At 47.4% G+C, this 21,686-nt stretch carries 24 protein-coding genes; 19 read left to right on the forward strand and 5 right to left on the reverse strand.

Annotated elements, in window-relative coordinates; genetic code table 11:
- Positions 1-102: 102 nt before the first annotated feature.
- The 17 genes from rluC (at position 103) to BFR57_RS03870 (ending at position 13,439) form a co-directional block, all read left to right on the forward strand.
- Entirely contained in the window at positions 103-1,050 is a 948-nt protein-coding gene (gene rluC / locus BFR57_RS03790) for a 23S rRNA pseudouridine(955/2504/2580) synthase RluC (protein ID WP_071462702.1), read from the forward strand.
- Between the two features lie 18 nt (positions 1,051-1,068).
- Complete coding sequence (locus tag BFR57_RS03795) at positions 1,069-1,728, forward strand: HAD-IA family hydrolase (RefSeq protein ID WP_083405023.1); 660 nt, start codon at positions 1,069-1,071, stop codon at positions 1,726-1,728.
- Positions 1,729-1,740: 12 nt separating this feature from the next.
- Positions 1,741-2,337 (forward strand): nucleoside triphosphate pyrophosphatase, encoded by a 597-nt coding sequence (locus tag BFR57_RS03800; protein WP_071462704.1) that lies wholly within the window; start codon positions 1,741-1,743, stop codon positions 2,335-2,337.
- Positions 2,338-2,386: 49 nt separating this feature from the next.
- Complete coding sequence (yceD, locus tag BFR57_RS03805) at positions 2,387-2,914, forward strand: 23S rRNA accumulation protein YceD (protein WP_071462705.1); 528 nt, start codon at positions 2,387-2,389, stop codon at positions 2,912-2,914.
- Between the two features lie 16 nt (positions 2,915-2,930).
- Complete coding sequence (gene rpmF, locus BFR57_RS03810; RefSeq protein ID WP_071462706.1) at positions 2,931-3,101, forward strand: 50S ribosomal protein L32; 171 nt, start codon at positions 2,931-2,933, stop codon at positions 3,099-3,101.
- Positions 3,102-3,117: 16 nt separating this feature from the next.
- The gene (gene plsX / locus BFR57_RS03815) at positions 3,118-4,143 is read left to right on the forward strand and encodes a phosphate acyltransferase PlsX (protein ID WP_071462707.1); all 1,026 of its coding nucleotides are present in this window, start codon (positions 3,118-3,120) and stop codon (positions 4,141-4,143) included.
- A gap of 11 nt (positions 4,144-4,154) precedes the next feature.
- Positions 4,155-5,117 carry a beta-ketoacyl-ACP synthase III gene (locus BFR57_RS03820; RefSeq protein WP_071462708.1) on the forward strand — a complete coding sequence of 321 codons (963 nt, stop codon included), beginning with the start codon at positions 4,155-4,157 and terminating at the stop codon, positions 5,115-5,117.
- Between the two features lie 8 nt (positions 5,118-5,125).
- A complete protein-coding gene (gene fabD / locus BFR57_RS03825; protein WP_071462709.1) occupies positions 5,126-6,046 on the forward strand; it encodes an ACP S-malonyltransferase in 921 nt (306 codons plus the stop codon).
- A 15-nt stretch (positions 6,047-6,061) separates the two neighbouring features.
- Entirely contained in the window at positions 6,062-6,799 is a 738-nt protein-coding gene (fabG, locus tag BFR57_RS03830; RefSeq protein WP_071462710.1) for a 3-oxoacyl-ACP reductase FabG, read from the forward strand.
- Positions 6,800-6,918: 119 nt separating this feature from the next.
- Positions 6,919-7,158, forward strand: coding sequence for an acyl carrier protein (gene acpP / locus BFR57_RS03835; protein WP_071462711.1), 240 nt, complete (start codon positions 6,919-6,921; stop codon positions 7,156-7,158).
- A gap of 97 nt (positions 7,159-7,255) precedes the next feature.
- On the forward strand, positions 7,256-8,044 hold the full coding sequence (pabC, locus tag BFR57_RS03840; protein WP_071462712.1) for an aminodeoxychorismate lyase: 789 nt from the start codon (positions 7,256-7,258) through the stop codon (positions 8,042-8,044).
- Between the two features lie 46 nt (positions 8,045-8,090).
- Positions 8,091-9,038: an endolytic transglycosylase MltG gene (gene mltG / locus BFR57_RS03845; protein ID WP_253183602.1), complete on the forward strand. Its 948-nt coding sequence runs from the start codon at positions 8,091-8,093 to the stop codon at positions 9,036-9,038.
- Between the two features lie 20 nt (positions 9,039-9,058).
- Positions 9,059-9,676 carry a dTMP kinase gene (gene tmk / locus BFR57_RS03850; RefSeq protein WP_071462714.1) on the forward strand — a complete coding sequence of 206 codons (618 nt, stop codon included), beginning with the start codon at positions 9,059-9,061 and terminating at the stop codon, positions 9,674-9,676.
- Positions 9,676-10,548, forward strand: a complete 873-nt coding sequence (locus BFR57_RS03855; RefSeq protein WP_071462715.1) for a hypothetical protein — start codon at positions 9,676-9,678, stop codon at positions 10,546-10,548. The genes tmk and BFR57_RS03855 overlap by 1 nt, the downstream gene beginning before the upstream one ends.
- Positions 10,526-10,852 (forward strand): hypothetical protein, encoded by a 327-nt coding sequence (locus BFR57_RS03860; RefSeq protein WP_071462716.1) that lies wholly within the window; start codon positions 10,526-10,528, stop codon positions 10,850-10,852. Before BFR57_RS03855 ends, BFR57_RS03860 begins: the two co-directional genes overlap by 23 nt.
- 15 nt (positions 10,853-10,867) lie before the next feature.
- Positions 10,868-11,659 carry a YchF/TatD family DNA exonuclease gene (locus tag BFR57_RS03865; RefSeq protein WP_071462717.1) on the forward strand — a complete coding sequence of 264 codons (792 nt, stop codon included), beginning with the start codon at positions 10,868-10,870 and terminating at the stop codon, positions 11,657-11,659.
- A gap of 292 nt (positions 11,660-11,951) precedes the next feature.
- Positions 11,952-13,439 carry a bifunctional 2-methylcitrate dehydratase/aconitate hydratase gene (locus BFR57_RS03870; RefSeq protein WP_071462718.1) on the forward strand — a complete coding sequence of 496 codons (1,488 nt, stop codon included), beginning with the start codon at positions 11,952-11,954 and terminating at the stop codon, positions 13,437-13,439.
- Positions 13,440-13,460: 21 nt separating this feature from the next.
- Here BFR57_RS03870 and BFR57_RS03875 read toward each other — a convergent pair whose 3' ends face one another.
- Genes BFR57_RS03875 through sppA form a run of 3 tightly spaced genes read right to left on the reverse strand, consistent with a single transcriptional unit; the run spans position 13,461 to position 17,729 of the window.
- A complete protein-coding gene (locus BFR57_RS03875) occupies positions 13,461-14,804 on the reverse strand; it encodes a sodium-dependent transporter (RefSeq protein ID WP_071462719.1) in 1,344 nt (447 codons plus the stop codon).
- A gap of 25 nt (positions 14,805-14,829) precedes the next feature.
- Positions 14,830-15,840, reverse strand: coding sequence for an asparaginase (gene ansA / locus BFR57_RS03880; RefSeq protein ID WP_071462720.1), 1,011 nt, complete (start codon positions 15,838-15,840; stop codon positions 14,830-14,832).
- A 38-nt stretch (positions 15,841-15,878) separates the two neighbouring features.
- A complete protein-coding gene (gene sppA / locus BFR57_RS03885) occupies positions 15,879-17,729 on the reverse strand; it encodes a signal peptide peptidase SppA (protein WP_171903928.1) in 1,851 nt (616 codons plus the stop codon).
- A gap of 109 nt (positions 17,730-17,838) precedes the next feature.
- Between sppA and BFR57_RS03890 the strand changes: the two genes are divergently transcribed.
- Entirely contained in the window at positions 17,839-18,402 is a 564-nt protein-coding gene (locus BFR57_RS03890; RefSeq protein WP_071462721.1) for a nitroreductase family protein, read from the forward strand.
- Positions 18,403-18,477: 75 nt separating this feature from the next.
- On the opposite strand, the gene asnS is transcribed toward BFR57_RS03890, so the two are convergent.
- Positions 18,478-19,878: an asparagine--tRNA ligase gene (gene asnS / locus BFR57_RS03895; RefSeq protein ID WP_071462722.1), complete on the reverse strand. Its 1,401-nt coding sequence runs from the start codon at positions 19,876-19,878 to the stop codon at positions 18,478-18,480.
- 99 nt (positions 19,879-19,977) lie between these two features.
- Between asnS and BFR57_RS03900 the strand changes: the two genes are divergently transcribed.
- Positions 19,978-20,340: a hypothetical protein gene (locus tag BFR57_RS03900; RefSeq protein ID WP_071462723.1), complete on the forward strand. Its 363-nt coding sequence runs from the start codon at positions 19,978-19,980 to the stop codon at positions 20,338-20,340.
- Here the strand turns inward: BFR57_RS03900 and bioA are convergent.
- Positions 20,333-21,628 carry an adenosylmethionine--8-amino-7-oxononanoate transaminase gene (gene bioA, locus BFR57_RS03905; RefSeq protein WP_083405024.1) on the reverse strand — a complete coding sequence of 432 codons (1,296 nt, stop codon included), beginning with the start codon at positions 21,626-21,628 and terminating at the stop codon, positions 20,333-20,335. The two genes, BFR57_RS03900 and bioA, sit on opposite strands and share 8 nt — an antisense overlap.
- Positions 21,629-21,686 lie beyond the last annotated feature (58 nt).

Here is a 21,686-nt window from a genome sequence, read left to right on the forward strand (position 1 = left end):
TGTGGCATAAAATTTGACACTTCATTAAATCACAAATGATGCATGCAAGACAAGCACGATTTTTTGTGCACACGCGCATGGAGTTGATGTTAAAATAGCGCCATGGACACAGAATTTAATCAAGTGCAATGGCACGACGTTGCTAGCGACGAAGCAGGGCAACGTATCGACAACTTTTTAATCGCGCGGCTCAGGGGCGTTCCTAAGTCGTTGGTATATCGTATTTTGCGAAAGGGTGAAGTGCGCGTTAATAAAAAACGCACAAAACCGGACTACAAAATCAAAGCGGGGGATGCTATCCGAATCCCGCCTGTTAAGGTTTCCGCTAAGCCAGAACTGCCGTCACCGAAATTAGCAAAGGTAGCTGAGCTTGAGCAAGCCATTGTTTATGAGGATGACGCACTTATGTTAGTGAATAAGCCCTCGGGGCTCGCTGTTCATGGTGGGTCCGGACTGAGCTTTGGTCTGATTGAGGGATTGCGCGCGTTACGTCCCAAAGATACCGCGCTCGAGCTTGTACATCGTCTCGATCGCGATACCAGTGGTTTGCTAATGATTGCGAAAAAACGCAGTGTGCTGAAGGCTCTGCATGCCCAACTGCGTGATAAAGAAATGAATAAACAATACCTCGCGCTAGTGCGCGGCCAGTGGCAAAAAAATGTACGCAGTGTCGAGGCTCCCTTAAAAAAGAATACGCTGAAATCTGGTGAACGAATTGTGCGAGTGGATGCCGAGGGTAAACCGTCCCATACGCGTTTTAGAATCAACCAACGCTTCGCGGAAGCGACACTTGTTGAAGCTTCGCCTGTGACGGGACGTACTCATCAAATTCGTGTGCATGCGTTACACGCCGGTCATCCGATTGCAGGTGATCCTAAATATGGTGACGCGCCTTTTAATGAACGCATGCAACAGGGCGGACTGACGCGATTATTCTTACACGCGTGGCAACTTTCATTTAAACACCCAGTCACTGATGAAACAGTTTCATTCGAAGCCCCGATGGATAGCTCGTTATCGACTATTCTCAGTGAGCTGACGCGTATCTAATAGAGAACCGAGGTTAATGTGGTCAAACTCGTCGTATTTGATTGGGATGGGACACTGATGGATTCCGTCCCACGCATCGTTTCTGCAATGCAGGAAACGGCTCGCAGATTGTCACTGCCGGTGCCTTCACGTAGCGAGGTGCAGGAGATTATAGGTATCAGCTTAGAGCCTGCCATCGAGCGTTTATTTGGTCGGCTTGACGCCACGACTCATCAGTCTTTTTTAGCCGTGTATCGCGATGAATACGTGGAGCGAAACCAAACACCATCGCCCCTGTTTACTGGAGCCTTGACGCTACTACAACAACTGCAGCAAGAGTCATTGCAACTGGCCGTTGCAACGGGTAAGGCACGACGTGGGCTTGATAGGGTTTTGATTGAAACTCAAACGGGTGATTTTTTTGCTGCTACGCGATGCAGTGATGAGAGCGAGGGCAAGCCTTCACCTAAAATGTTGCTTGAGCTCATGACTGAACTTCAAGTTGAAGCGCACGAGACAGTGCTTATCGGTGACTCTATTCATGATATGCAAATGGCAAACAACGCTGGAGTGAGAGCGGTGGGCGTAAGCTTTGGTACTCACCCTCGTGAGCGACTCATCGAACATGGTGCTGTCACTGTGATAGATGAACTGATGGGTTTGCCCACTGTGCTACAACGAATAAAAACTGCTGTATAAAGGATGAATGATATGGCTCGAAAACTTATTCTTGGCTCGTCTTCTCCGTATCGACGCGAATTGATGGAGCGTCTTCACCTTGATTTCGAAACGTTCAAACCGGAAATCGATGAGCACGCGTTACCAGGAGAAACGCCGCAAGCGTTGGTGCAGAGGCTCGCTGAAGCAAAAGCCAAAAAGGTCAGTTATACAATGGCCAACGCGATAGACGCGCTAATTATTGGTTCAGACCAAGTTGCTGTTTGTAATGGCGAGATTCTGGGTAAGCCACACACGAAAGAGCGAGCCATAACGCAGTTACTCAGCTTCGTAGGGCGAAAGGTTACTTTCTACACCGGCTTAAGTTTGTACGATGCGGGCGCGGACAAAGCACAAACCGTATGCGAACCTTTCTATGTTACGTTCCGTACCGATCTTACAGAGGCGGAAATCACTCGCTATGTCGAGCTTGAGCAGCCGCTAAATTGCGCGGGTAGCTTCAAAAGTGAAGGGTTAGGTACAGCACTGTTTGCAGAGTTATCAGGAAAAGATCCGAACAGTTTGATTGGGTTACCTACTATTAAGTTGCTTGAACTGTTACGTAATGTCGGCGTGAACCCGCTCGCGTAACCCGATTAAGCTTGTCAGAGTCTGTCATAAAAGGTATTATAAGCCGCCTATGCAAAAGGTCAGAATTCCGGTCAGCGTTGACCCGGTAAAGAGCGCGAATAAAAAGCAAACGTTTGATGGGGTTGTGCCTGTTCAAACATTGAAACGTTTGCAAGAGTTGCTTGCGAAGCCTTGCGAGACTGATCCATTAGTGGTCGTCGAGTTTGGCGTAGACGAGCAGGGCATGAGCTATTTTTCCGGTACGGCGTCGGTCAGTGTTATTTTAACCTGCCAGCGTTGTAATCAGCCATTTGAGGTTGATATTACCGCGCAATTTGCGTATGCTCCTGTTTCTTCCAAGCAGGGAGCTGAAGAGTTACCAGAGCGCTATGAAGCGATCGAGACTAACGAATTCGGCGAAGTTAACCTTCATGGGTTAATTGAAGATGAACTCATTTTGGCAATGCCTCTTGTGGCTAGACACGCACCAGAGGACTGCTCAGTAGACCGTGACGCAATGACATGGGGCGAAATTGAGGAAGATGAAAAACCTTCTGATAACCCATTCGCTGTGTTGCAAGAATTAAAGCGTAAATAACTAGGAGATAGCGTAAATGGCTGTTCAAAAGAATCGTAAAAGTCGTTCAAAACGCGACATGCGTCGTTCACACGATGCGCTAAGCGGCCCTACACTGTCGGTTGACTCTACCTCTGGTGAGACTCATCGTCGCCACCACGTAACAGCTGACGGTTATTACAAAGGTCGCAAGGTCGTCAACAAGTAATTGTTGATTCCAGGCTATGCCTGAATTAAAACTAGCGATCGATGCAATGGGGGGCGATAACGGCCCCTCTGTTGCGATCGAAGCCTTAAAAAATAGCCTTAAGCAGAACACAACGACACAATTCGTCGTGGTCGGTGATGAGGCTATCTTATCCCCCTTACTTAATCAGCTCGATCTTTCCGAGCATCCCCAAGTTACACTTGTGCATGCCGAACAAGTGGTTGAAATGACCGATAAACCCGGTGCAACCATGCGTCAAAAGCCGCAGTCTTCAATGCGTATTGCGCTAGATATGCATGCTCATGGCGAAGTCGATGGTGTTGTCAGTGGTGGAAACACCGGCGCTTTAATGGCGCAAGCGTACTTTGTTCTAAAGCCAATCCCAGGAGTTTTAAGGCCTGCGTTAATGGCGGCCATTCCAAATATGACGGGCGGGCGATCGTATTTACTTGATCTAGGTGCCAACCCCAGTTGCGACTCAGAAACGTTATTTCAGTTTGGTGTTATGGGCTCCGTTGCGGCTCGAGTACTCGAGTCGGATAAACATGTTTCAGTCGCCTTACTCAATATGGGTGAGGAAGAACTCAAAGGTAATGACGAGGTGCGCAGCGCCGCACAACTGTTGAGCCAATCGGAACATGTCAATTACATTGGTTTTATTGAAGGTAATCATCTCTTCAGTGGGCGAGCAGATGTCATTGTGTGTGATGGTTTCGTTGGCAATATCGCGCTTAAAAGCTGTGAAGGCCTCGCTACATTGATTATTGACGAGTTAAAGGCGTCGTTGACCTCGCATTGGTTATATAGTTGGTTCTTTAAGTTTTTACAAAAACGAACTAAAAAATCGTGGCAGCGGTTGAAGCCCGACCACTACAATGGTGCAAGTTTGATAGGATTGCGTGGCGTGGTTGTCAAAAGCCATGGCAGTGCGAATGCAAAAGCATTTGAAAGCGCGATTTCTCACGCGATTAAGGAAGCGAACCATCGTCTTCCCGAAAAAATTCAAGATCGTGTCGAATCGGTCCTATTAGAACAACATTAAGCACCCATTTTATGACGTATTCAAAAATCGCCGGTACAGGGCATTATCTCCCGAACCTGCGACGCACGAACGACGACTTAAGTCGACAAGTCGATACCTCTGACGAATGGATTACAGAGCGCACAGGTATAAAGGAACGCCGCATTGCCGGCGTTGACGAAGGTGTGGCCTCGATGGGCGCAGCTGCAGCGCGTAAAGCGCTGGATGCCGCAAATATCTCCGCAGACGATATCGATATGATCGTCGTAGCAACGACGTCTGCAGATTATGCATTCCCGAGTGCGGCCTGTGAAATTCAAGCCCTATTAGGGATAACAGAAACACCTGCGTTTGATGTCGGAGCGGCATGCTCAGGTTTTATTTTCGCGCTCAGTGTGGCCGATCAGTATATTAAAACCGGACAGCATCAACGTGTTTTAGTCATTGGTAGCGATGTATTAGCGCGATTATGCCACCCTGAAGACCGTAATACGTTGGTTTTGTTTGGTGACGGAGCAGGGGCGGTGGTACTTGAAAGTAGCGCTGAAGCGGGTATTCTCTCAACTCATCTAGCCAGTGCCGGTGAGTTTGCTCATTTATTAGGTGCCGCGCAACCAACGCGAAGTACCGACGTTTCTGAGTGTGGCGGCTGGATGTATATGAAAGGCAATGAGGTATTCCGTGTCGCTGTTGACAAACTAAGTCGATTGGTGACTGACACCTTAGCCGAGAACAATCTTAGTCCTGAACAGTTGGATTGGTTGATTCCTCATCAGGCGAACTTAAGAATTATCAAAGCAACCGCCAAAAAATTGAAACTACCGATGTCACAAGTCATTATAACACTCGATAAAACAGGCAACACCTCGGCTGCTTCGGTGCCTATCGCACTTGATGTGGCAGTGCGTGATGGTCGCGTTAAGCGCGGAGACAATTTACTTTTAGAAGCGTTTGGCGGCGGCTTCGCGTGGGGTTCCGCGTTGGTCAAATTTTAGAGGACACTATGACAAAAATTGCTTATGTATTTCCGGGTCAAGGTTCACAATCTCAGGGTATGCTTGCTGACCTTGCGCAAGAGCATGAGGTTATTCAGGCAACCTTTGCGGAAGCTTCAGAAGAGTTAGGCTATGATTTATGGCACATAGCGCAAGAAGGGCCAGAGGAAAAGCTTAACGATACGCGTATTACGCAGCCCTTGCTGCTAACAGCCAGTGTCGCGCTGTTCCGCCTAGCACAGGAAAAGGGGTTAAACCAACCTACCGTGATGGCGGGGCATAGCTTAGGCGAGTATTCTGCGTTAACCTGCGCGGGCGTGCTCGAATTTCGTGATGCTGTTCGTCTTGTCGCATTGCGAGGTGAGGCCATGCAAAATGCAGTGGCTCCGGGGGAAGGAGCGATGGCAGCGGTCATTGGGTTGGACGACGAGTTAATTGCTGAGTTATGTCAGAAAGCCGCCGAAGATGAGGTGGTGACTCCGGTAAATTATAACTCACCGGGGCAAGTAGTGATCGCTGGGCACCGCAATGCGGTTGCGCGCGCAGGGGAACTACTTAAAGATGCAGGTGCGAAACGTGTGCTTCCTTTACCAGTGAGCGTCCCGTCGCACTGTGAACTGATGAAGCCCGCCGCTGAGCAGCTTATGTCCGCGTTGAAATCGGTCACTTTTAAACCGGCGTCTTGTGCTGTGATTAATAATGTGGATGTGACGGTTAATGACGATCCGGAGGCGATTAAAGACGCACTGGTTCGCCAACTGTACTTTCCAGTTCGTTGGACAGAAACGGTTCAAAAACTGGCCGATATGGATGTCCAAGCAGCCTATGAAGTGGGGCCTGGGAAAGTACTCACGGGCCTTTCAAAACGAATTACCAAAGTCTTTGGGTGCCAAGCACTTAACACGCCCGAAGCTTTTACTACTGAATAAGTATAGAGGTACACCATGTTTTCATTAAATGAACAAGTTGCTCTGGTTACTGGCGCGAGTCGTGGTATTGGCCGTAAAATTGCCGAGCAATTAGCAGCGCAAGGTGCTTTTGTTATCGGTACGGCGACCAGTGACAAGGGCGCTGAATCAATTTCTGACTATCTTGGCGACAAGGGCCAAGGTCTCGCATTAAACGTCAACGAAGTCGATGATCTTGCAGAAAAAATTAAAGATATTGAAAAGACGCATGGAAAAATCGATATCCTCGTCAATAATGCGGGGATCACCCGTGACAACCTGATGATGCGAATGAAAGAAGATGACTGGAGCGCAGTCATCGATACCAATCTGACGGCTGTATTCCGAATCTGTAAATTGGTTATTCGTGGCATGATGAAGCGCCGTCACGGTCGTATCATCAACATCAGCTCAGTTGTGGGAACGACAGGTAATCCTGGACAAGTCAATTATTGTGCTGCAAAAGCTGGTTTGGTGGGCTTTTCAAAATCACTGGCTAAAGAAGTAGCAGCGCGCGGCATTACCGTAAACTGCGTCGCTCCCGGGTTTATTGATACCGATATGACCAAAGCATTAACGGATGATCAGAAACAGGCGATCTATGCTAATATTCCAGCAGAGCGTTTGGGTCAGCCGGAAGAAATTGCCTCTGCCGTAGTGTTTTTAGCGAGCAAGGGCGCAGCTTATATCACTGGCGAAACCATTCATGTGAATGGTGGTATGGCCATGGTGTAAAGCCTAAGGGGTACGACCTCTAGGATATTTTTAAATTTTTACTTTATATTTCGCGTTGGTTTCACTAAACTAGCCGAAAATTTTGACACTCGTGAAGACTATTTAAGGATTTTATAATCATGAGCACTATCGAAGAACGCGTAAAAAAAATCATCATCGAGCAACTAGGTGTTAAAGAAGAAGAAGTTAAACCAGAAGCTTCTTTCGAAAATGACCTAGGTGCTGATTCACTTGATACAGTAGAATTGGTTATGGCGCTTGAAGAAGAGTTTGAAACTGAGATTCCTGACGAAGAAGCAGAGAAAATCAAAACTGTTCAAGCTGCAATCGATTACGTTAAGTCGCACTCTGACGACTAATTACACGCAGTTAGCTGTAATACCGAAAGGGCGGCCTATGGCCGCCTTTTTTATGTGAAAAGTCACGAGAGTAGGCTACGCAGCGGAGGCCTGGTTTATGTTTGATACACTCTATGATGCGGATAAGGGATTTGACCGCGGACTACAATTCGGGGATGGTCATTTCACGACGATCCTGTTCAAACATAAACAGCTCCAATTATGGCCCTATCATAAGCAGCGTTTAATAGGGGCAAGTGAGCGGCTTGGAATACCATTGGATGACAGGCTACTAAAAGCAATCGAAAACAGTCTGTTAGCTGCTTGTCGAGAGCAAGTGACGGGTGTAGCTAAGATTATTATTACTCGGGGGAATAGTCGTCAGGGCTATCGTTTGCTACCAGACTGTCAACCGAACTGGTATTTAACAACGTCAGCAGCGCCTCAGCCGAACAAGTCGCCAGTTAAAGTGGCTGTCGCAGACACTCGACTTGGAGAGCAACCGTTATTAGCTGGTTTAAAGACACTCAATCGACTCGAACAGGTACTGCTCCATAAAGAGCTTAGTACATCGAATTTTGATGACTTTATTGTATGTTCAAGTAATGGTTACGTTACCGAGGCGATTCAAGGCAATCTATTTTGGTATGCTGATGGTTATTGGTGTACACCGAAGATCGACCGTTGTGGTGTCGCGGGAGTCATGAGAGAAGCGATAATCGAACAGGGGGTGCTCCCCGCGCTTAAAGTAGTAGAAGCTAAAGTGCCTGATTTATGTTCGGTGAGTTCGATGTTTATCACCAATTCGGTAAAGGGAGTGATTCCCGTATCGCAAATCCATGATAAGGTAATCAATACTCAAATACCGGCAGATCTGAAAACATTTATTGATGAAACGTGCGCTTAAACTTCTAATTTTACTTTTATGTCTCCTTGTCTTGATGTCAGCCTCGGTGTTCGCATTAACTCAGTGGCGATTGGCTCAGCCGCTTGCGTCAGCAGATGGTAACGATGACGACGTATTTGAAGTCGCTGTAGGCGATACCGCCCGCTCTATTGTGAGTCGAATTAATTCACGTTTTAACCGCGATTTTAGTGCGCTTGACTATCGTTTAAGCCAGTTTTTAGTCGGTGTGGACAGGCTTCCAGCCGGTGTTTATCGTTTATCACCCAACGATACGTGGCTATCGGTGTGGCATCGAATTAAGAATAATGAAGAAGCTTTATTCAGTATCACCTTGATAGAGGGTCAGACCATAGCCCAATGGATGAGGCAGCTAAATAAAGCAGAATATATGAAGCAAACAATTGATCGTGTTGATGAATTGCCTGCAGCCATGGGTATTGAGCATGCATCGCCCGAAGGGTGGTTTTATCCAGAAACTTATCACTATCGTGCACATGAAACCGACCGATCAATTTTACGCCGAGCACATGATAGAATGAAGAGTATCGTGGAGGAGTCGTGGCAACAGCGTAATTCCCGATGTGAAGTGGAGTCGCCCTACGAACTGCTCATATTGGCGTCGATTATCGAAAAGGAAACCGGCCTGGCGGGCGAGCGAGATTTAGTTTCTAGTGTGTTCCATAATCGATTGCGTGTCGGTATGCGTTTGCAGTCTGATCCGACAACGATTTACGGTATTGATGACTTTAATGGTAATCTTACACGTGCTCATTTAAGAGAAAAGACCCCTTATAATACGTATCGGATTGATGGTTTACCGCCAACGCCTATCGCCATTCCAAGCGAAGCGGCTGTGCGCGCGGCTGCTCAACCCGTGGCATCCAACTACTTTTATTTTGTAGCCAATAAACAGGGCGAGCATGTATTCTCTGAGACATTAGATCAACACCAACGGGCTGTGCGCCGTTATCAGCTCAATCAAGATACCGAATAGCCAATAGGAAAGATGTTTAAATGGAAGGGAAATTTGTTGTAATCGAAGGCTTAGAGGGTGCAGGTAAAAGCTCGGCTATCGCAAGCATCGTAAGCCATCTACAGGCCAAGGGTATTCGCACCGAAACTGTACGTGAACCAGGCGGCACGCCGATGGCTGAAGCCATTCGTGATCTTGTGAAACAACGTTGGGAAGAGCAGGTACAACCTGCGACAGAGTTGTTACTTATGTACGCGAGCCGCGTACAACTGGTAAAAACGGTCATTGAACCTGCTTTAACGGACGGTGTTTGGGTGATAGGCGATCGTCACGACTTGTCATCACAAGCTTATCAAGGGGGAGGACGTGAACTCGGTGCCGACCTGCTTAAACAACTGAAAACCATTGCACTCGGTTCGTTTGTTCCCGATCTGACGTTGTATCTCGATGTGGACGAAGAAACGGGCTTGCAGCGCGCCCGTGGTCGCGGTGAACTGGATCGCATCGAAGAAGAGGATATCGAGTTCTTTCGGCGCACGCGCGCGCGCTATCTGGAGTTAGCTAAACGAGACCCCAATATTGTCATTATTAATGCCAATCAAGAAATGCTTAAGGTCCATCAAGCCATTCTGCGCGCTTTAGAGGAGCACTTGTTCTAATGGCTTTTCCTTGGATGCGAAAACCTTGGCAACAGCTGTTGGCGGCGTTTCAGTCCCAACGCCTCTCTCATGCATACTACTATAAGCATGCGCCTGAGCATGGGACGGAAGCGTTTGCACAGGAATTCATTTCGTTATTGCTCTGTCGAAATCCAAGTAAACGCGCCTGTGGTGAATGCAAAGCATGTCTATTGCGAAAAGCGAATAACCACCCAGATATAATTGAATTTAAAGTCGACGACAAGCAAAGTACGCTAGGCGTTGATGAAGTGCGCCGTTTAACGCGATTCATTCATCAAACGGCCAATCAAGGTGGGCGCAGAGTGATTTACCTTGAAGCCATGGATCGCATGACGGAGCAGGCTTCCAACGCGATTCTAAAAATTCTTGAAGAGCCTCCTGAGGATGTAGTCTGGTTATTAACTGTGCAGCAGCCAGAGCGCATTCTGGCGACATTACGCAGCCGGATGCAATGGCTACCGATATCGTTTCCTAAAGACCATTCTGTGGAACAACAAGCGCTCGCACAACAACTCCTTCGGGCAATCGCTAGGCAAGCACCTTTTCCCACGCTCGGTGCCAAACAAAACGCTCAACAATGGATTGACGTGAGCGAGCACGTGTTGACCGATCTTTGGCGCGTATATGCCGCAGCACCGCTGGCACAACTGGCTTTTCCCGACCTGTACGATAATTACCGAGCATTGGTTATTAACGGTTTGTCGACATTGCAGCCAATTGACCAAAAAATAAGTGAGCTCCGACAATTAAGGCAGTTATCGACTCAAGCACGTGGGTTAAATCTGGCTATAATCTTGCAAAACCAATGGTTAACTTGGACGCAAGCGCATGCAGGTGATCCCACAACTTAATTATCGCTTTGACACCCCCGAAAGCTTAGCTCACCATATTACACCGATTGATAGTCTGCTTATGCTGTGGTGTCGCGTTTGGCAGCAGCCGGCAGCACGTTTACGAGTATCGGTTATGCTACCTGACGGATTAGCGCCGTATAGCGGGAAACTGGTGGTTGGAAGCTCACTCGTTGGTATTGATGGTCACTGTTTAGTAGGACTTATAATTGATGAGCAAGAGGCCTTACTTCGGTTACGTTGTATGGCTTTGATTCAGCCCTATCGGCAAATCTGTGGTACTATTTTGACTCAGTTATTTTAGTCGTTAGGAGCAAGAATGTTTGTCGACTCCCATTGCCATCTGGATAAAATTGATCCTGCCAAAGTAGGTTTAACGTTACAGCAAGTGGTTGATAATGCGCGCGCGCAGCAGATTGAGAAAATTCTCTGTGTTAATGTTACGCTTGAGGACTTTCCGCATATGCGTGATACCGTAGCGGAGTTTGAAGACGTAAGTATTTCTTGCGGCCTGCATCCTTTATATGTTGGCGACAATAAAACCCCGCTCGATCAAATGCATGATCACCTTAAACAGCTATCGAGTGAGCCGCGTGTAGTTGCGATTGGCGAAACAGGACTCGACTATTTCTACGATCCTGACAGTAAATCGATACAACAAGAAAGCTTCGCAACACATATTGATGTGGCTGTAGAGCTGGATAAACCTCTGATTATTCATACCCGGGATGCACGAGAAGATACGTTAGCACTGCTAAAAAGTGGACACGCTGAGCGTTGCGGCGGAGTATTACATTGTTTTACCGAAACCTTGGAGATGGCAGAACGCGCCATTGAAGAACTCGGTTTCTATATCTCAATTTCTGGTATTGCGAGTTTTCGTAATGCCGAGGCGTTAAGAGATGTTGTTAAAGCACTGCCGCTTGAGAGATTGTTGATTGAAACTGATAGTCCTTGGCTAGCTCCCGTCCCGCATAGGGGAAAACAAAATCAACCTGCGTACGTAACTGAGGTCGCAAAATGCGTCGCAGACACCAAAGGTATCACGTTAGAAGAAGTCGCTAGGGTCACAACTCAGAATTTTTATAACCTGTTTAAAGGTTGTGTATAAGTGTTGAGTATAATGTGGGTCACTTGACTCCTTCCTCCTTAACTACTTGATTTAGTGAACGTTTAAAAATTTTAAAAAATGATTAGATCTTTCCAAAATCTGTTCTAGACTAAACTATAACGACTACTTTTTAGTCAGTTGCTATTTTGATTAGCGCACGGCTCATCCCATGAGCCATTCCCCTATACCCGGAGCGAAAGGTTTGCTCCGGGTTTTTTTTAGCCGACTTTAGGCGATCGAATCACTTTACGTACTCGTATGACAAGATACAACAATAGCAAGGAGGTTCTTCGTGTCTGATCAATTTGATAGTAACGAACGTCCCGATTTTGATAAAGAAATCAAGGAAATAGCGAGTTACGTTTCACAACCACTGACAGCGAGTAAAGAGGCTAAGGACACAGCATACGCGTGTTTACTTGATTCCCTCGGGTGTGGCTTATTGGCATTGCGCTATCCAGAATGCACGAAGCATCTGGGCCCACGTTTAGGTCTCGATGCGAGTGCAGGACAGGTGCGTGTTCCCGGCACCCATTTTAAGCTCGATCCAGAGAAAGCAGCTTGGGATATTGGCTGTATCATACGATGGCTTGATTATAACGACACATGGCTTGCCGCTGAGTGGGGACATCCCTCGGACAATCTTGGCGCGATTCTCGCAGTGGCGGATTTCGTGAGCCAGCAAAATAGAGCTGCTGGCAAAGCCCCTGTGGGGTTAGACATCGTGCTTGAAGCGATGATTAAAGCGCACGAAATACAAGGCAACTTGGCCATTAAAAATAGTTTTAACCGCGTTGGCTTGGATCACGTTCTATTGGTCAAGGTCGCGAGCACGGCTGTAGCTACATGGCTCATGGGTGGCAGTCAGCAGCAAATAGAAGTCGCTTTGTCACACGCATGGGTCGATGGGCAAGCACTGCGAACTTATCGCCACGCCCCGAATGCAGGATCACGGAAATCGTGGGCGGCAGGTGATGCCTGCGGACGGGCTATTAGATTGGCTGATATTGCATTAAGGGGTGAAATGGGGATTCCAGGTGCGCTGTCAGCGCCGCAATGGGGATTCTACGATGTGCTGTTTAGCAAAACCAATCGTGACCAACAAGTAAAACCGGAAAATGAGCGTCGCTTCTTCTTCGAGCGGGAGTACGGCTGTTACGTGATGGAGAATATTCTGTTTAAATTGAGTTTTCCTGCTGAATTCCACGCCCAAACTGCGTGCGAGGCCGCGATAAAACTACATGGTCAGGTAAAAGGTCGCTTAGACGCAATTGAGCGCATCGAAATCACGACTCATGAGTCTGCCATTCGAATTATTTCAAAACGGGGCGCGCTGAATAACCCCGCCGACCGTGATCATTGCTTACAATATATGACGGCCGTATGTTTAGCGTATGGTGAACTTAACGCTGATCACTACGAAGATAGCTTCCATGAGCAGCATCCAGAAATCGACCAATTGCGTGAGTTGATGGAAGTCTCAGAAAAGGAGTCTTTCAGTGCTGATTATCTCGATCCAAATAAACGTTCGATAGCCAATGCGGTGCAAGTCTTTTTTAAAGACGGCTCGAAAACAGAACAGGTGGTTGTCGAGTACCCTATTGGACATCGTAAACGCAGAGAAGAGGGTATGAAAGTGCTAAAATCTAAATTTTTAGCCAATCTCAAGACTTGTTTCCCGGCTAAACGGGCAAATCGTATCATGGCCCAGTGTGATGATGCATCAGCGACCATAGATCTCGCCGCTGATGAGTTTATTCAGTTATTTGCCATGTCTTAAGCTAACGTTATCTGGCAAGGTCTAACCTTGCCAGATAACTAATCCGATTAAGATCGGGCAGATAAACTTCACGTACCACGGCCAAATCTTCCAAAATAACGATTTCTCGATATTTTCAGCACCTTGCTGTAACGCTTTTAGCAATACATGTTGGCGAAGAACCCAGGTTAACATCACACCAAAGATAAGCGCCATGATGGGTTGCATGTACACCGTACTGAACGTAATGACAGCGCCAAACAGCGATTCGAAGTTGACGACAATCACGCCGGAAATGAAAGTAACAACTGTGGCAACGACCCATATGCCTGCATGTCGCTCTAAATTTAACTCTTCACGTAGCGCGTTGACAGGGGCCTCTAACATCGAAATTGAAGAAGTAATAGCGGCTATAAGCATGAGCATAAAGAAAGCAAATGCAACGAATAGACCTGCCAAACCAAGGCTATCGAACATGGCCGGTAGTACCGTGAACACCAGTGTGTCGGCCGACTTTAAAGTGCCATCGGCTGCATAGATTTCGACCCCATTATTTTGTGCCACAAACATGGCTGGCAAAATAAGCAGGCCCGCCAAGAAAGCGACACTGGTGTCAATTAATGTAACCCAGCCGGCGGTTTTAGGAATGTTCTCTTGATTCGAGAGATAAGCACCGTAGGTCATCATCACGCAAACGCCTAACGAAAGCGAGAAGAATGCTTGTCCCATGGCGCTAATAATCAGTTCGGGCTTAAAGATCTCATTAAAATCAGGGCGTAAGTACATGACTAAGCCTTCTGAGGCACCCGGTTGGCTGAGTATATAGATAGCCATACCAATCAGTAAGATAAACAACATGGGCATGAGTCGCCGCGACCAACGTTCAATACCTTGATTGACGCCCCCCCGAACCACATACACTGTAAGCAACATAAACACCAACATCGCGACGAGGTTTCGTTCAACACTAAAGTTGGTTAGCCATGTGGCAGTCGTGTCCAAGCTGATTAATGTCATTAGCGGGGCGAGCATATAGGAAAGTAACCACCCTGACACGATTGCGTAGAAGCTTAAAATAAGCGCGAGAACAACTAAACCGGCAATACCTGAAAATGCGCCAAACATACGCACGAGCTTACGTTCTGACATAGAGCGGAGCGCGTCAATGGGGTTTGTTCGCTTGAGTCGCCCAATGGTAATTTCAGCGACTAACATTGGATACGCAAGTAACAGAATCATGACGAGATAAACAAGGAGGAATGCACCACCGCCGTTGCTAGCAGCTTGCGTCGGAAACCCCCAAATATTACCAACGCCGACAGCGGAACCTGCGGCGGCAAGTATAAAGCCTAAACGTGAGGCAAAAGCTGGTTTTTGAGTTGCCATAATGAGTTCTTTTTATTGTTGTTGATTATTGAGTCAATTCGCCACGCAAGTCCGTTGTAATGTGTTCAATGATGGCTTGGCGAGAGAGGTTTTGCGATAGCAGATAATGCAGCTTAGTGAGCGCCGCTTCAATTGTCATATCACTACCCGAGACAATGCCGAGTTGCGCGAGCGCGTTGCCTGTCGCGTACCCATCCATATTGACTCGACCTTTAAAGCATTGCGTACAATTGACGATGATAATGCCTTGTTCAATGCCGCGTTTAAAGCTATCGAGCAGTTTTTTATCTTGTGGGGCGTTACCGACACCGTAGCTCTGAATGATGAGTGCCTTTACGGGTTGCTGCATCATATTATCAATTAACTTGTGTGAAATACCCGGATACAGCATCACTACGCCAATGGGTTGTGGCGTCATCTCAGCTACTGACATAGGCACGGAAGGTGGTGTGCTGAGCTCGCCTGCATTGAGTTTGATTTGGATACCCGCCTCAAGTAATGAAGGGTAGTTAGGTGATGAGAAAGCATTAAAGCCATTGGCATCGGCTTTAGTAGCGCGGTTACCCCTAAATAGCGTGTTATTAAAAAACAGGCTTACCTCATTAATTGGATAATTCGCTGCAATATAAAGCGCATTAAGCAAGTTAATTTGACCATCTGAGCGTAGAGCGGATAGCGGTATTTGCGAGCCGGTAACAATGACGGGTTTGCCTAAATCTTGCAACATAAACGACAGTGCTGATGCGGTGTAAGCCATCGTATCTGTGCCATGCAAGATAACAAAACCATCATAGCGATCGTAGTTTTGTTCGATATCGCGCGCGATACGAACCCAGTCGGTGGGGGTCATGTCTGATGAGTCCATCAGCGGCGCGTACTCATGAATGTCGAAGTGCGGCATTTCTTCCCGAAAAAACTCGGGTAAGTTCTCGACACATTGGCTCAGGTGTCCCGCTGCCGGGACGTAGCCCTGAGCCGATTTCTTCATACCGATGGTACCGCCTGTGTAGGCGACGTAAATATTCTTACGTTCCAAACTCTACTCCAAAGGGTGACTGTGTGTTATCACACAGTTTACCGCGGTTGGACGCAGAGTGCACAGTAGGTATAGATATTTTTTGGGTCGTTAAAGTTTTGCAGTGCTTCTGACTCGCTTATCACGTGACGTACGTTACGCACTAACCAGTTTTGTTCACTTGAAGCAAACGGCCATGACAGGTTCGACTGCCCCATAAACTCAGCGAAGAACTGCTGCTGTGGGCTTAAGTCCTGTGTCACGGTATTGACCGCGTAATCGGTCAATTCAGCGCGTTTAGCGGCCGCTTGGATTGCATCATCAAAATCACCCAGGTTATCAACCAAACCACGCTCCAACGCTTGGCGACCTGTCCAAATACGTCCTTGTGCGACGTTATCGACCGCTTCAGGGGTCATATTACGGGCTTCAGCGACCATGGTAATAAAGAACTGGTAAAAGTTCTCGGTCGAGCGTTGTAGAATGCGTGCTTGGCTGTCGCTAATACCCTCAAGGGTATTAAGTGACTCAATTTCTGTGGTACTGACACTGTCACTATGTACGCCAATTGCGGCCGCGCTGTCTTCAAGCGTCATGACTAAGCCAAATACTCCGATTGAACCGGTAATGGTTGTTGGCGCTGCCCAAATTTCGTCAGCTTCAGCGGCAATCCAGTAGCCACCCGAAGCAGCGACACTGCTCATTGAGGCAATAACTGGGATTCCTTTTTCTTTCAGCTGTAAGACTTCTTGACGAATAATTTCGGAAGCGAAGCCGCTACCACCGGGCGAGTCGATGCGCAAAACCACTGCTTTGGTGCGTTCATCCTCACCCGCTTTACGCAATAGGGCCGCTGTGCTATCACCGCCAATCATACCTGCGCGCTGTGTGCCATTGACAATTTGACCACGGGCTACCACAACCGCAATTTGATCTTTCTTGGATTCAGCAAGTGGATTGAGATCTTCGTCAGGTTCAGTAATGTAGGCTGAAAAACCAATGTTACGGAAGGTTTTTGTATCTTCATCGTAACCTGACAGGTTAATCAACTCATTGCGAATTTCGGTACGTGTTTTAAGCGCGTCGACTAGATTGGTATCTAACGCCATTTGCGCCATATCACCATTCGCTGATTCAAACGCCGCCATGTAGTCGTCGAGTTGACCGCTGGTGATGGTGTCTGAAAGTTGACGTTGTGCAGTGACATCTGCTTTAAAGTTGTCCCACATCGCATCATACAAATATTCGTTCGCTTCACGCGCTTCGTCAGACATTGAATTACGTATGAACGGCTCAACCGCGGCTTTATAGGTACCGACTTTAAACACGTGCGGTTTTACTTTGAGCTTATCGAGTAGCTCTTTGAAGTAAACTTGTGAATAATCAAACCCATCAAAAGCAACTGAGCCGAGTGGATTCAAATAGACTTTATCAGCATATGAGGCCAAGTAATATTGATACTGCTCGAAGTAGTCACCTGCTGCGATAATCGGCTTATTACTGGTTTTAAAATCACTCAACGCCTCACCCACGGCTTGCAGCTTGTTGACACCACTCGGGTACATTGAGGATAGGTCAAGGTAAAGCGCGCCGATACGATCGTCCGTTTTTGCTTTTTCAATGGCATCAACGACGTCCGATAATAGGACTTCAGGGATCTCATCATCGGCGCCGAACGCACGATTGAAAAACTGGTCAACCGGATCGCGGTAAGTTTTTTCTTCTACCAATATACCATGGGGATTCAATACAAGTACGCTATTATCCGGTACTTCAACGGGATCTTCCTCGCTCACAATAACGGAAATAAAACCGATCAGTAGGGCGAAAAAAATAACATTGAGGATAACGATACGTAACCCATTGATGATTCGCCAAATATATTTAAATATAGAGCCAATAAAACGCATAGGGCCTTCCTAACTTAAGATATAATTCGATAGCTTATACAATCCGTATGTGCTTAACCAGAGTAAGAATGTAACGAAGCATGACAAAAGCAGACAAAATAGAGGTAATATGGACGCGCTAGAACTGCTACAGACACGCTCATCAATGCCGCGCTTAATGGAGCCAGCACCAACCACCGAACAGCTTGAAATCATTAAGAAAGCTGCGGTTCGGGTTCCCGATCATGTGAACCTCAGCCCTTATGCATTTTATCAGTTTATGGGCAGTGATCGACAAATACTGGCAGACATCTATCAACAGGCTGCGAGGCTTAACGATTTCTCCGAAGAACGAGTTGAACAAGCGGGTCAAATCCCATTTCGTGCACCACTTATCATTACTGCCTGTTTGCGTTATCAAAAGCACGATAAAGTGCCTCGCGAAGAACAGTTTGCTACCACAGCCTGTGCGCTGATGGCGATGCAACAGGCGGCTTTTGCACAAGGACTTGGGGCTATTTGGCGTACGGGTTGGCCGGCTCAAAGCGACTATGTGCGCGAGCAATTTAAATGCAGCGAAGATGACGAAATTGTGGGTTTTCTCTATATTGGAACGCCGGCAGTCCCCACACCTATAAAACCTGAGAAGGACTATTCGCCTTACTTTTTAAGCGCGAGCCAAGTGGGCGAGTAACGCAATCCAGTGTCAATAATAAAAAAGCCAGCATTTGCTGGCTTCTTTATATTCATATTGGATAAACGGGCGAGCTTAGAACTGTGCCGATTTGGGTGCGCGTGGGAACGGAATTACATCACGAATATTTTGCATACCGGTGACGTAAGACACTAAACGCTCAAAGCCTAAGCCAAAACCTGCATGTGGTACGGTACCGTAGCGACGCAAGTCGCGATAGAACTCGTACTCTTCAGCCGGCAGGTCCATCTCTGCAATACGCTGGTCAAGCACATCAAGGCGTTCTTCACGCGCGCTACCACCAATGATTTCGCCAATGCCTGGCGCTAATACGTCCATTGCTGCGACGGTTTTGCCATCTTCGTTCTGACGCATATAAAAAGCTTTAATATCACGAGGGTAGTTCTTCAGAATTACAGGCGCACCGACGTGCTCTTCGGCTAAGTAGCGCTCATGTTCAGATTGTAAGTCGACTCCCCATTCGACTGGGTACTCGAATTTCTTACCACAGTTTTTCAAGATCTCAATGGCATCCGTGTAGTCCATGTGAACAAAGTCACTATCGACCATACGAGTGAGGCGCTCGACCACATCTTTATTAATGCGCTGCTCAAAAAACGCCATATCGTCAGGGCGTTCTTCAAGTACTGCCTTGAAGACGTACTTCAACATGTCTTCTGCAAGGTGCGCGACATCATCGAGGTCAGCAAACGCAACTTCCGGCTCAACCATCCAAAATTCTGACAAGTGGCGACTCGTGTTTGAGTTTTCCGCTCGGAATGTCGGACCAAAGGTATACACTTTGCTCAATGAGCATGCATAGGATTCAACGTTGAGCTGCCCCGAGACCGTTAAAAACGCCTCTTTACCGAAGAAGTCTTGTGAGAAATCAACATTACCTTGCTCGGTTTTAGGGACATTCATCAAATCAAGCGTCGAAACACGGAACATTTCACCGGCGCCTTCACAGTCCGACGTAGTAATAATCGGTGTGCTGACCCACAGATAACCGTGTTCGTGGAAAAAACGGTGGATGGCTTGCGACAATGTATTGCGTACACGCATTACAGCACCGGTTACGTTGGTGCGCGGGCGTAAATGTGCGTATTCGCGCAAATACTCCATGCTGTGGCGCTTAGGTGCCATCGGATAGGTATCGGGATCTTCAACCCAGCCATATACCTTTACGCCAGTCGCTTGCAACTCAAACGATTGACCTTTGCCTTGTGACTCAACGACCACACCGGTTACAGCGACTGAACATCCAGTCGTTAATTTGAGCACTTCGGACTCATAGTTAGGTAATTCAGCAGGCACAACAGCCTGGATGGCATCAAAGCATGAGCCATCATGTACGTTAATAAATGAAATACCCGCTTTTGAATCACGCCGTGTCCGTACCCATCCACGGACCGTAACTGTTTCATCAACGGCGACTTTTCCTGCTAACACATCCACGACAGAAGCATACGACATGGGTTAGAAATCTCCGAAATGCAAATTTAACTAAATAAAGGTTGCTATGTTACCTGTCTTTGGCACAGACTCAAGTAGGATCCTATTAAAACTGACGATATGCGTAGCAATGACAGCAAACGACTGCAAAAATTAAGTGCATGGCGTCGCGTGATGGGGGCGCTTTCGATCCTCGGCTGGTTGATCTTTATTGCGGCACTCATCATTTACGATTTCGCCAAACCCGAAACGGGCACGATGTTTAGTGAGTGGACCGGTATCGATCTGCGTACAACGTGGGTGAGCAGTTTAGTGGGGTTCTACCTATTCTTAATGGCGCTCGGCTTGGTTGTCAGTGTGACTGCTTGCATACTCAATATTTGGTTGCATCACAAACGACGTACACACATTTGGGTTAACACGCTGATACTGGGGTTAGCCAGCATCAGCGGTTTGTTGTTATTCTTTTTTGGCTTCAGCTAGTAACTGACTTAAGGTATTGCGCGATAGCGTGAGTCAGTTTGCTGAGTTGTTGAGTACTAATGTAGTAAGGCGGCATGATGTACATGAGTCGACCAAATGGGCGTATCCACACACCGAGTTCGACAAACAATGCCTGAGTGCGGGCAACATCGACAGCGTTATTAAGCTCCACAACACCAATAGCCCCGAGAACGCGCACACTATTTACTTCAGGATGCTGGTTTAAAGGAATCAACTCTTCACGCAGTTGTTGCTCAATCTGCTTAACCTGTGCTCGCCATTTGCCTTGTTGAATCAAGGCTAACGAAGCACTTGCGACAGCGCAGGCAAGTGGGTTTCCCATGAAGGTGGGACCATGCATCAAAGCGCCACCCCCTTGACCTTGACCGATCGCCTCAGCGACTTTTGTATGAGTGAGCGTCGCTGCCAATGTCATATAACCACCGGTTAGCGCTTTTCCCACGCACATGATGTCGGGCACAATACCCGCATGATCGCAACCAAACAGTTGTCCCGTACGACCAAAACCTGTGGCTATTTCGTCGGCGATGAGTAGCACATCATACTGATCGCATAAGCGTCTAAGCTGCTTTAAGTATTCTGGGTGATAGAATCGCATGCCGCCGGCACCTTGAACCACAGGTTCGACAATCACTGCCGCTATAGCACCATGATATTGCTCCAATTCCTGTTGAATAGCATTCAGACTGCTCGGATCCCATTCCTCACCAAACTCTACTGCTGGGCGCTCAACAAAACGTTGATTACATAAGGCGTGTCGAAACATATGATGCATGCCATTAACGGGATCACAGACCGACATGGCTGCAAAGGTGTCGCCATGGTAGCCACCCCGTATGGTTAAAAGCTGGTTTTTTTCCGGCTGTTCGATAGAGAACCAATACTGAAGCGCCATTTTTATCGCGACCTCGACACTGACTGAACCAGAATCGGCAATAAACACACGGTCAAGTGGTGCGGGCGCCAGATCAATTAAGCGCTCAACCATTTCTATCGCAGGTTGGTGCGTGAGCCCACCAAACATCACGTGACTCATCTTATCGGCTTGCGCATGCAATGCGGCATTGAGTTGAGGATGATTATAGCCATGAATCGCGGCCCACCAAGAGGACATACCGTCAACCAAGCGTTCACCTGAGCTCAACGTAATCTCGCACCCGTGCGCCGACGCCACGTGATAGCAAGGTAAGGGATCCGTCATTGAGGTGTAAGGGTGCCATATGTGTTGCTGATCAAACTGGATAGCTTGCTGTAACGAGTTGCTCACTTTATAACCTCTTGTAAAGTTTTGCGTTCGTAAAAAATTGACAGTTTATCGATTAGCA

Origin of the sequence: Idiomarina sp. MD25a, assembly GCF_001870515.1 — a bacterium.
Lineage (GTDB): Bacteria > Pseudomonadota > Gammaproteobacteria > Enterobacterales > Alteromonadaceae > Idiomarina.